The sequence below is a fragment of the Streptomyces herbicida genome, from assembly GCF_032656585.1.
In the GTDB taxonomy this organism is placed as follows: Bacteria; Actinomycetota; Actinomycetes; order Streptomycetales; family Streptomycetaceae; genus Streptomyces; species Streptomyces herbicida.
The window spans coordinates 60,891-72,183 of the sequence record NZ_JAUYWJ010000031.1 but is presented as its reverse complement, the minus strand read 5'-3'; the positions used below and the strand labels follow the sequence as shown (position 1 = coordinate 72,183).

Here is an 11,293-nt window from a genome sequence, read left to right as displayed (position 1 = left end):
GTGGTCGGGCCTATGGTCGGGCCGACCACGGGCTTTGTGTCCCCATCGTGACCGTGGTCGGGGACTCATGGTCGGTGGTCTGGTCGGGGTATGCGGGTTTTCTCAAGGTCAGCAAGTACACGTTCTGACCCGGGAGTTTGACCATGTCCCCTGGCACGCAGGCCTCGGAGAGCGACGCTGCTCCCCCGATGGCCGCAGGCGCCCGCCTGGAGAAGATGAGGCGGCGCGTCCTGCTGTCCGGCCCGACCACCGTCGCGGCCGCCCCCTCGGGCAAGCCGGCCGCTGTGCGCAGCACGGCCACTGCGGCCGACCCGGCGGGCTATGCGCAGGTGTTCGTCGACGCGTGGCTGCGCAGCAGCGTCGACGACGCAACCAGTGCGCAGGCGCGGCTTGCGCAGTCCCTCGCGCCGGACGTCGATCTGCCGGACCCGGTCGCCAGTGCGCAGCCGAAGTTGGCTTCGGTGACCGCCGTGCGCAGTGCGCAGCGCGAGGACGGCGAGTGGGCGGTGACCGTGGCTGCGCAGTACGCCGACGGACGGCTGCGTTACTTCGTCGTTTCCGTGGCCGCCGATGCGGGCGGCGCCTCGTTCGCCGTGACCGGCGCCCCCGGCGTAGTGGCCGGCCCGGCGCGCGCCGCGGTGGCCAAGTCGCCGTACGGCGTGAGCGTGCCGTCCGACGGCGATCTCTCCTTGGCAGTGGGCGAGTTCTTCGGCGCGTACCTGACGGGGGCCGGGGAGGTTGACCGCTACCTCGCACCCGGGGTGAAGCTGTCGCCGGTCTCCCCCGCCCCGTACACGGCGGTCACCGTCCAGGAGGTGTGGGGCGCTGAGGAGGCCGCGGGCGCCGAGCAGGTGCCGGCCGATGGCACGAAGGTCCGCGTCCGCGTCCAGGTCGAGGCCCGGGATGAGGCCGGGCGCTGGCCGCTGGCGTACGACATCGGCCTCAAGGCCCGCTCCGGCCGGTGGGAAGTCGCAGCGCTTCAGTCCGGAACCGTCCAGGACGGGGGTGCCCGGTGAACACGGTGCACCGCCTGATGCTCGCCGGGCAGCTCAACGACCTCGGCGACTCCTGGATCAACATGTTCAAGGAGTGGGCGACCAAGGGCCTGCAAGCCGGTCTGGTCGTACTCGTCGTCGTCATCATGATCCAGAAGTTCAGTCTGAAGGCCGGGATCGGCGCCCTGCTTCTGATGATCATCGCGTTGGGGCTGTACGCCAGCCGCAACGACCTCGCAGACATGTTCACCGACGAGGTGAAGAACCCGTCCAAGGGCGCTCCCGCCGTGCGCGGTCGCAGTCGGCGGCGGCTTCCTGCTGATCAAGACGATCAGCTGGTGGTCGTGGATGGGGCCCCTGCCGATCGTGGCCTGGGTCCTGACGGTCTGGGCCGTACGCCGGCCGAAGATCAAGGGTCGCGGCCCGTTGCAGGCTGCGCTGGGCTGGCTGTTGCTCGCCTGGCAGCCGCAAGGCGGCCGCATCGGCGGCAGGGCCGCCCGGGACCGGCTCTCCCGTCCCCTGCTCGGCGGCTTCACCCTCGAGGAGGCTGCTCCCGCTGTCCCGGTCATGGCCGCGCCCCGCGTCGACCAGGCGCTGTCACGTTGGCTGACAGGGTGAGATGATCTTGTCCATGGAGGGTATGTCACCGTCGTACAGGGGTCACCGGTACCCGGTCGAAGTGATCTCGCACTGCGTGTGGCTATACTCCCGCTTCCCGCTGTCCTACCGCGAGGTCGAGGAGCTGATGCTCCAGCGAGGCGTCATCGTCTCCTACGAGACCGTCCGGCGGTGGTGCCGGAAGTTCGGGCAGGCCTATGCCGACGGGCTGCGCCGCAGGCGTCCTGGGCCCGGTGACAAGTGGCACCTGGACGAGGTGTTCATCAGGATCAACGGGGAGCTGAAGTACCTGTGGCGGCTGTCGACCAGGAGGGCAACGTCCTGGACATCCTCGTGCAGGGCCGCCGGGACAAGGCCGCGGCCAGGCGGTTCTTCCGCAGGCTGCTGAAGAAGACGCGTGCGGTGCCGCGGGTGGTCGTCACCGACAAGCTCCGTTCCTACGGCGCTGCCCACCGCGAGGTCATGCCCTCGGTGGAGCACCGCTCGCACAAGGGACTGAACAACCGGGCGGAGAACTCCCACCAGCCCACCCGGCAGCGCGAACGCGCGATGAAGGGCTTCCGCAGCGTCGGCGGAGCGCAACGCTTCCTGTCCGCGTTCAGCAGCATCTCACCCCACGTTCGGCCCCGCCGGCACCTGATGACCGCGCCGGACCACCGGTTCGAGATGACCGTGCTCTTCGTCATCTGGGACCAGGTCACCGGCGCTGTCGGCCGACCCGCCACGGCCTGAAAACAGGCCCGGAAGCCGGGCCGCCATACCCTGACACACCCTCATGCCACCACGCACTCAACAACGTGACAGCGCCCGACGGCGGCCTGCGGGACGTCCTGAGCAATCAGGACACACTCCGGGGCGCCCACGCCTTCAACTGGTCCTCGGCATAAAAGCGTCCGGAATCGCGTGAGGGCGGCCACGATGGCCTGCGCCGCCACCCTCACCCTGCCGAGGAGCCACAAAACCACCTCGCAGCAGCTGCTTGACGTAGGAGCAAGCGGAAGCCACCCGGCAACGATATGTTGCGTATGCGTTCTTCCTGGATGTGGGCAATCATGGAGTTGAGCTTCAAAGGCTGATCAAGTGATTGTCGCCGGACCGGGCCCGACGGCGCCAGCGATCTCATGGATCGGGCCTGGGACCAGGACGGCCTGTATCGGGTTGAGACGCCCCGGTCCGCTGAGAAATGCAGAAGACAGACACGGCTGCTGCGGCTGGTGGTTGCCATGCCGAACTTTCTACTGATCAGATCCGCAGATCACATCCTGCTCGGAGTGAGCTGGTCCGGTCTGGCCGTGGTTGAGACGCGCCACGACGGTATGCCGGTACTCAAAGCGATCACCGACGACGCCCGAGTGTTGCTCACCTTTCCGCCTCAGCATCTGGCCGAGGAGACATCGCGACTCGGAGACCCGGCGCCGCTGATGCTGCCTTCAGGCTCGGGGTCCTCTGTGCCCGTTTGGCGAGCGGTTCTCTCCGGGCCGAGCAGGCTGGCCTTTGCTGTGCCGCGTGGCACTTCACTCGTGCCCACCGTGGACGGCATTCTGGAGGCGCTGAGTCGAGGTCGTCCGGTCCCTGCGCCGATCCCTCCAGGTGCCATGGACACGTCCCTCGAACTGCCCTGGCGAGTGATCTTCTCCTTGGAGAACGGTCAGCCCGGTCACGAAGTGGTGTCCGTCCATCCCTTATTGCCCGTGACACTTGCCGGAGTCTCCGGCCTGTGGCGGGCCCGTCTCATGTCCGCCCGGCCGGGGCCGGATGCCCCCGTCGAGGAGGGGTCCCTCGGACTGCGCGCCGTCGACCCTGGTGCCGCCGGGACGGCTGACCCCGGTTTCTCGGTGCCGCTGGGCCAGGCGGAGCGGGTGCGGCTCACGTCCGCCGCCCGCGTGAGTCCCGCGCAGGCCAGCAGGCTCGAATTGAGCTCCCTGGGGGGCACCCTCTCGGCCAAGGGCTGGTGGGAGAACTTCCAGTGGGAGCATCAGGCGGTGCTCGGCCGCGACATCCGAGTCCGCACGCTGACTTCCGGTGTGCTTTATCCGCTGGGTCATCGGGCCGAATACCTGGAACTCAGTGAACGTGTCTTCGACCCGTTGGCCGGGAACGCCGCCCTGCTCCGCAGCATATTCGTGCTGACCGTCACCGAACCGGTGCACCAGCCGCCCGCCGAGGCCCGGGCCCGGCGCGCCTTCCCGTTCGGGGAGGTCGAGATCACCACCGTCTCCTACCCCGACCTCACGGAGGCCCAGTGGCAGAACTACCCGAAACCGGGAACGGGTCAGCCTCTGCCCACCTATTTCTGGCCGACCACGCCCGATGGCCATCACGTCAAATTCCCTGTCCGGTGCGCAACTTCGCACGGTGACGTCCGCTTCGACCTGGAGCTGTTGTTCGTCGCCGATCTGTCCCCCGACTTCGGCTCGCTCCACGATCCTGGCCTCACAGGGAAACTGGCAGACGTCTACGGGCAGCACGCCGTCCCACTCCCAGGAGTTCCTGTCGACCTTGTCCGGACGGACGAACACCGAGCCGGTGACGTCCAGGAGGTACACGGTCTCACCATCGAAGGCAGTAAGACCGGCTACCGTCCGCAGCTGTGCGCCCTGGAGGTGAAGCTGCCCGCGCTCAGGGCCCTGCTGGACGACGACGTGCCCCATGAAGTCCACTTCACGGAGGCATACCTGCGCGAGGGCGCGGCCCAGGACGTACACCTGGAAACGGCCTCCCCCCTCCCTATCAGCTTCGTCGGCCGGACCGCCCGATCAGGTGGTCTCATAGCGCCCCACTACGTCGCGAACGGGATCTCACGCTCCCAAGGACCGATTGATCTTGGAGCGTTGCCCGACCCGAGGACAGGGCTTATCGATCCAGGCCGCCTCTTCCCCGACGATGCCACGTTGTTGGGGTTCGCGCTGAAGGATCTCGTCACCGACCTGAAGGCGCCACCGCAGATCACCTCTGTGCTCCTGCCCGGCGAACAGCCCGCGGTGAAGATGGCATGGGAAGGTGTCAGGCTCAGGCCGAGCGGTGGGTTCCAGCCAACTGGTCGAAGCACGTTGGACCTGAGCGTGACGGTTACGGACACCGGATCCGACACCGTCTGCACGGTACGTGACTTCGCCCTGGTGTTGCCGTCCCCCGCAAATCCGCTGCTGCAACTGCAGTTCGCGTCCTTGAGCTACACCCACCACAGCGGCGGAATGCCAAAAACTGAGGTCGGCGGAGTGGATGTGAAGTTCCTCGGCGAACTGCAACTACTCGAGGCGTTGGGAGACGCCGTCGATCTCAGTGACGTTGAACCGTACATCGACGTGACACCGGCCGGTCTGCTCGCGCACTACTCCTTGCCGTTGCCCTCCGTCACCGCAGGCGCGTTCGTGCTGCGTGACTTCGCGGTGAACACCCAGGTCTCCGTCCCATTCGACGGGCGGCCGGTGTCGGTGGCCTTCGGCTTCGCAAGTCGGAGGAACCCGTTCACTGTGACCGTGCTGATGTTCGGGGGCGGCGGCTTTCTGGAGCTGGAACTCGACCATACCGGGCTGCGGCGGCTGGAGGGAGCGCTCGAGTTCGGCGCGATGCTCGCCGTCGACTTCGTAGTCGCCCGCGGGGAGGTCCACGCGCTCGGCGGCGTCCGGTTCGAACTGGCCGGAAGCAACGTCGCTCTCTCCGGCTATCTGCGGATCGGCGGGTGTGTGGAGGTTCTCGGACTGGTGTCGGTGTCGGTCGAGTTGTGCATCGAGCTCGCCTACCAGTCCGCCACCAAGGCTCTGGTCGGCCGGGCGACGCTGGTCATCGAGATCGATCTCACCCTGTGGTCGGACAGCGTCGAACTCGACAGCGGCACATGGGTGCTGGCCGGCGGCGGGGCGCGGATGCGTGAAGCGGTCCTCTCGGCACGCGCCCCCGCGGGGGGACTGGAACGCTGGCGGGCCTATCAGGCCGCGTTCGTTCCCGTTCCGACAGGAGACCAGTGATGAGTGAGATCGGTGAGGTCCTGGCCACGGCACACCTCAGCTCGTGGCCGTCCGAAATTCTCTGGAGTGCCGACGGGCAGCGCCTGACTGTTGTCGGCTTCGGCTCCTCGGACGAGTCGATCAGGACACTGAATACCTCCACGGGTGAAACACTTTGGACCCTAGACGTCACGGACGTCCGATCCCTTGCGGTCAGCGCTGACGGACAATCGTTGGCTTTCGCGGGCCGGCTGGGGCATAGACGAACGATCAGAGAGTGGGTGGAGCCCATCGACTGCAGCGAGCTGCCCTTCCCGAAGCGAGCGGCGTGTGAAAAGTGGAACCGCGAACACTCGGGCTGGCACGTCACGGGAGTCGAAGTGCCTCCTGATCGGATCGGTGTGCTGGCCGCCGACTCCTCCACGGTGCGCTGGGTCCGGGACGACGCCGCCTCTGCGACCAAGCACCTCAGCTACAGTCCCGATGGCACACGGTTGGCGGCCGCGGGTCAGAGCATCCTCCTGCTCGATGCGGCCAACGGCGAACTCACTCATGAGGTCGCCTCGTTCTCCCCGGCACTGATGCCCCCTGTTTTCAGCAAGGACTCCCGGTGGCTCGTGACGGCCGACGAAGAGCGCCTGGTCCTGATCGACGTCACGAGTTCGACGACACGATGGGTCACCTCCCTGCCCGAACCCCTCGCGCAGTTCACCTTTGTCGAAGCAGACAGCAGCATCGTCGCCGCGACAGAGCGTCACACCTACCTTCTCGCCACCGACGACGGTGGGATCAGGGCGTCTGCCGACCTCAAGGACCCCCTCATCGGTCTGCCGACCGTGCTCAGCGCCGACGGCCGGCTCCTGGTCAGGTGCGGGCCGGATGCGATGGTGCTGTGGGAGGTGGCCGACGGCAGCCGAGGCTTCGAAACACCGGTGGGCAACGATGCCCAAGCCCGGTTCAACCCCGCTCTTCCCGAAGTCGCCATCGCGTCCGGCAGCGGAATGAAGATAGTGAACTCCAGGCTCGGCACCACGGTCTGGCAGGAAAGCACAGACCGTCTCAAGAACCTCGCGTTCGCCCGTGACGGCCGGCGCGTCGCGCTCAGCGGAGAGACGGGCCCTGATGGGCAGGTCACTGCATTCCTCCAGATACGCGACATGAACCCCACAGGCGTGTCTCACCGGGTGTTCGATGGCCCGGTCACCCGGGTCGCCCTCACCTCGTCCCCAGGTCCGCTGGCCGCCGCCGCGAGCCAGGACGCCGAGTCGAAGGCAACGGTCTTTCACGCCGACACCGGCGAGCTGGTACTGGAAAGAATCCACCCTGGGCTGATCACGGCGCTCGAATTCAGTCCGGACGGCAGCCACTTCGCCACCGGCAGTACCGAAGGCGGCGCCCGCCTTTTCGATTCTTCCACGGGTGACAGACAGTGGCTGGTCGCCCATAACGCTCCCGTGAACGCGCTCGCGTTCCTTCCCCCTGGCGGGCACAACGTGGTCACCGCCAGTGGCGACAAGTCCGCGCGTCTCATCACCGGCGACAGCGGCCAGGAACGGTGGCGACTGACCCACCCGCAGGGGGTGACCCTGGTGGCGGCGAGCCCAGACGGCCGCTGGATCGCCACCGCCTGTGCAGACCGCTCGACCCGGATCGTGAACCCGGGCACAGGCGCGGAACTGTTTCGCTTCCGTCACGACGCGAAGATCCGCGCGATCGCCTTCAGTCCGCACGGCTCGATGCTGGCCGCTGGCGGAGACGACGGGACCGTGCTGATCATCGACCCCCTCACCGGACATGTGCTGGGACGGTCCGTTCACACCAGGGAGGTGACCGCCGTCGCGTTCAGCCATGACGAGACCTTGCTGGCGACCGCGGGCAAGGACCAGGCTGTCCACCTGTTCAATGTGGGGTCCACCCCTCCCGCACTGGCCCGGGGGATGAACTTCCCACAGACGATCACCGGCCTTGCCTTCCACCCGGCCGTGGAGCAGCTGGCGCTCGTCAGCGACCTGCCGTCGCCCAAGGTGACGATCATGGATTGCGCGGACGGCACCGAGCTGAGCCGTCTCAACCACCCGGCGGCGATACACGACCTGGCCTACAGCCCGGACGGCAAACTGCTCGCCACCGCCTGCGAGGACACACTGGTCCGCGTCTACCCTGGGAGGCGAGAAGCATGAGCAGACTGCTGTGGGTGGCGGTTCCCGGCGGCCTGTCCTCGCCGTCGACCGCCCGCATCCGCGTCTTGGTTGTCCCCCAACTCGGCGCAGGCTCCCTCGCCGACTTCGGCCTGCAGGACTGGCCGTCGCTGCTGGCTGACACATCCTTCGAGCTGCAGGTGAAAACCGATGCCGGTATCCGCGACGCGGACACCGCTCCCGTCTACGACCTGGCCGCCGACAGCGACGCCTGGCACGCGTTCTTCGACGGGGACGCCGGGTCGATCGACGCGTGGAGCCCGAAGGAGCAGCCGGTACCACAAGTCCGCCCGACCTACTCGGACGCCAGGGCCGTCGTGAGGTCCTACCGGGAGTGCACCAGCATCTTGGCTGTCCCGCAACCGGACTCCGAGTCCGTGCGACAGCGCATCGAACGCTGGCACTCCGCTCTGTCGCCATCCGTCCCCGTCGAGGAACCGCTGCCACCGCTGTCGCCGCCCATCGACTTCCACCAGGCCGTGGCGACACTGCGCGAACATCCCACTGTCCTACGGGCCCTCGGACTGGTCTTCGAGCTGAGTGTCAAGGTGGCGGACCTGCGGGTCGGAACGGGCCCGCGGTTCCTGCGAATCCGCTGCCCAGACCTCCCGCTGGGCGACCTGATCACCGCCCCCTGGACCAAGTACGACCTCTCGGAGGACACCTTCTGGGCCGCCCCCGCCGCCGGCTCCAACGGGATTCGCCGGGGACTCCTGGATCTGAGCGGTGTCGGCCTGCTGGATTGGGCCGGCTCCGAGACCCCGCCATGGGCGCTTACCACCCTCGACGTCGACGCGGCCGTCGGCGCCCTGCAGGCGGAAGCCAGGGCACTGAATGCCGATGCCCAACGCCCGCCCGTACTCCCCAGCCTGCGCACGGGCGGCCTGACCTTGATCCGTCCTGACCGCCAGTCAGACTTCACCACCCGTGTCGACGTCGCCTCGAGGCGAGCCGGGGCCTCCTTGGAGGGCGCCGAATTGACCACCGCGGACCTGGTGCTCGGCTATCGGGTCGACATCCGGGTCGAGGACGGTCCCTGGCAGTCCTTGTGCGAGCGCGAGGCCACCTACACCGTCAAGGCCTCAGACGGGCGGACCATTGCGCTGAGCCAAGGTGCTCACAAGGAAGAAGGCCACGTCAAACCACACACGGCGGTGAAGACCCCGGACGGACGCATGCACGCGGACGAGGTCGTGGTCCGCTGGGACGGATGGAGCCGGGCGGTGCCGCTCATCAACCTGCTCGGCGGTGATGACCAGGCCGGACCGAAGCCGGCTCAGTCACCACCGTACGAGTTCCGCTGGTCCTTTCGTGTGCCGGACGGCAGCCTGCCCCGGCTGCGGTTCGCGACCCGCTACGAAATCCGCATCAGGATCGCCGACCTCACCGGCGGCGGACCGGCCATGGAGGACCTGCTGGGCAGCACCGGTGCCACCGAAACGATCGTCTATACCCGAAGTGACCCCATCCAGCCGCCGCGGCTGAGCCACGACGGCGCCTTCAGCACCGGCGCGGCCATCGACCGTATGGTCATCCGCAGCGACTTCGACATGAGCATCGACGAATTCCACGCCGCCCACCCCCAGTACTCTCCGGTCGATCGACGCGTACTGCACCCGCCGGCCACGAGTTTCGCCCTGGCCGAGCAACACGGCGTGTTCGATCCACGAGGACCTGGTGACTCCGGCCAGCAGTTCATGGAACACACTTGGCAACTGGCCCAGCGCGCGCTTCGCGCCGAAGCCGCCGACGCCCCGGCCGACGCGCTTCCCGACCCTGCTACCAGCGGTATCAGCGCCTACGTTCCCCCTGCCCCCGGCGGACTGGACGAGCCGCTCCACGAACGCGCCGAGTGGCCGCCCTGGCCCTCGGGCGATCCCAAGCACATCCAACTCACCGACCAGCTCACTGCGAACCCTCCCATCCGCCTCGACTGGCGGGGCGACACGCTGGACATCCGGCTGGCCAAGGCCGAGGAGGCGGTCCTCGAACTGTCCTCCACCGTCCGTCACGACTTCCTCGATCACTTCGCTGTCGGCCTGTGGCTCAGCCGACCGGTCGACACACCGGGCATTCCCAGCCCACCGGCAGACCAATGGCAGGCAATCGCCCAAAACGGACGGCACCCGTTGCTCTCGCCTGTCCGCAGAATTCATCTGGTTCACGCCGTCAGACGCCCACTGGCGGAACCCCTGTGGCAGCTCCCACCTGAGGGCATCGACCGAGCCCCACACGAGACCCACGCCGTTCTGCGGCCCGCCTTCTCGCCCACCGGATTGAACACGGACAGCACCGGACGGCTGGAGGTCTCCGCGGCCTGGCAGGAATGGACAAACGACGGCGGCCGCCCGAAGGCCGTCGACTACCTGCACGGGGAAACGATTCCCCGAGGCGATCCGCCGGCCCTGCAAATCCGCCACGAATTCGGCGACACCAAACACCGCAGAGTCACTTACACGCTGAAGGCGATCAGCCGCTTCCGCACCTACTTCGACGCCGACGACCCCGATGACGCCTTCCGGCTGACTCGTGCTCAGCAACCCGTCACCATTCGTTCCAGCGCCCGTCCCCCGGACCTGGCCCTGTTGTCGACGACGCCTTCCTTCCGGTGGCAGAGCCAGGCCACCTCCACCCGGATCGAACGTCTCCGTTCCTCACGGCGACTACGGCTGGAACTTGCCGGCCCGTGGTACGAGACCGGCGAAGGCGAACAACTCGCCGTCCTCGTGGCCGCCGTCGGCTCTGTGCCGGCCGTCCCCGTGACCCAGCTCGGCAGGGATCCCATCTTCGCCGCGGCGCCACTTCCGCCTCTTGCCACCAAGGACTGGTTCGCCGGATTCAGTGCAACTCCCACCCCCTCCGCCCAGCCGGACCTGGGCCCGTCCATCTGGCTCGTTCCCTACGCTGTCACCCGCGCAGGCGACAACTGGTACGCCGACGTCGAGATCACCCCGCCGCCGCTCTCCTACGCGCCTTTCGTCAGGCTCGCCCTCGCCCGCTACCAGCCCGACAGCCTGGCCGGCCTGTCCCTGTCTCCCATCAGCGTGTCCGATCCGGTACGGCTCCTTCCGGACCGTCATCTGATCATCGAACGCAACGGCGTCGACATACACGTGTCACTGCTCGGAGCAGGTCCGAATCCTCCCAACCGCCTGGAACTCAGCCTGGAGACAGCGCATCCCGCCTCTGGAGTGGACCCGCGTTCCATCGACCTGGTCGACCTCACCACCCCGCCCTCCGCCGACATCCCCGCGTGGCATCCGCTGCCGTCACACACCCTGACCAGCGAGCAGCCTGAAACCCCCTGCACACTGCGGCTGCCTTCCGACTCCTCCCCTCTCCGGCTCCGAGTCCGCGAAATCGAACACCTCGACGCGCCCGTGACCTCGACGTCTCCCACTGAACTCCGTGACCGGACGGTGTTCGTCGACACCGTCCCTCTTCCTGCCGACTGGCGGCCGAACTGACCACACCCCACGCCGAAGACCGAACGAGCTCGCACCGATCAGCCCTTGTCGGCATCGCCACTCGCCAC

4 protein-coding genes and 3 pseudogenes are annotated in these 11,293 nt (G+C 67.6%); all 7 read left to right on the top strand.

Translation table 11 applies throughout. From position 1 onward, the window contains the following. Positions 1–143: 143 nt before the first annotated feature. Positions 144–1,016, top strand: coding sequence for a conjugal transfer protein (locus Q8A52_RS42740; protein WP_316762518.1), 873 nt, complete (start codon positions 144–146; stop codon positions 1,014–1,016). Next, a pseudogene (locus Q8A52_RS42735) lies at positions 1,013–1,300 on the top strand (hypothetical protein); the annotation flags it as partial. The gene Q8A52_RS42740 and the pseudogene Q8A52_RS42735, both read left to right, overlap by 4 nt. Further along, a pseudogene (locus Q8A52_RS42730) lies at positions 1,287–1,586 on the top strand (hypothetical protein); the annotation flags it as partial. The pseudogenes Q8A52_RS42735 and Q8A52_RS42730, both read left to right, overlap by 14 nt. A gap of 40 nt (positions 1,587–1,626) precedes the next feature. Next, positions 1,627–2,345, top strand: a pseudogene (locus Q8A52_RS42725) (IS6 family transposase). A 539-nt stretch (positions 2,346–2,884) separates the two neighbouring features. After that, a complete protein-coding gene (locus tag Q8A52_RS42720) occupies positions 2,885–5,581 on the top strand; it encodes a hypothetical protein (protein WP_316762515.1) in 2,697 nt (898 codons plus the stop codon). Next, on the top strand, positions 5,581–7,740 hold the full coding sequence (locus tag Q8A52_RS42715; protein WP_316762512.1) for a WD40 repeat domain-containing protein: 2,160 nt from the start codon (positions 5,581–5,583) through the stop codon (positions 7,738–7,740). Before Q8A52_RS42720 ends, Q8A52_RS42715 begins: the two co-directional genes overlap by 1 nt. Then, positions 7,737–11,225 carry a hypothetical protein gene (locus Q8A52_RS42710; protein ID WP_316762509.1) on the top strand — a complete coding sequence of 1,163 codons (3,489 nt, stop codon included), beginning with the start codon at positions 7,737–7,739 and terminating at the stop codon, positions 11,223–11,225. The genes Q8A52_RS42715 and Q8A52_RS42710 overlap by 4 nt, the downstream gene beginning before the upstream one ends. The last annotated feature ends 68 nt before the right edge of the window (positions 11,226–11,293 follow it).

Coding starts and splice junctions, on each gene's coding strand:
- Q8A52_RS42710 (WP_316762509.1), top strand. CDS start 7,737: ATGAGCAGACTGCTGTGGGTGGCGGTTCCCGGCGGCCTGTCCTCGCCG.
- Q8A52_RS42715 (WP_316762512.1), top strand. CDS start 5,581: ATGAGTGAGATCGGTGAGGTCCTGGCCACGGCACACCTCAGCTCGTGG.
- Q8A52_RS42740 (WP_316762518.1), top strand. CDS start 144: ATGTCCCCTGGCACGCAGGCCTCGGAGAGCGACGCTGCTCCCCCGATG.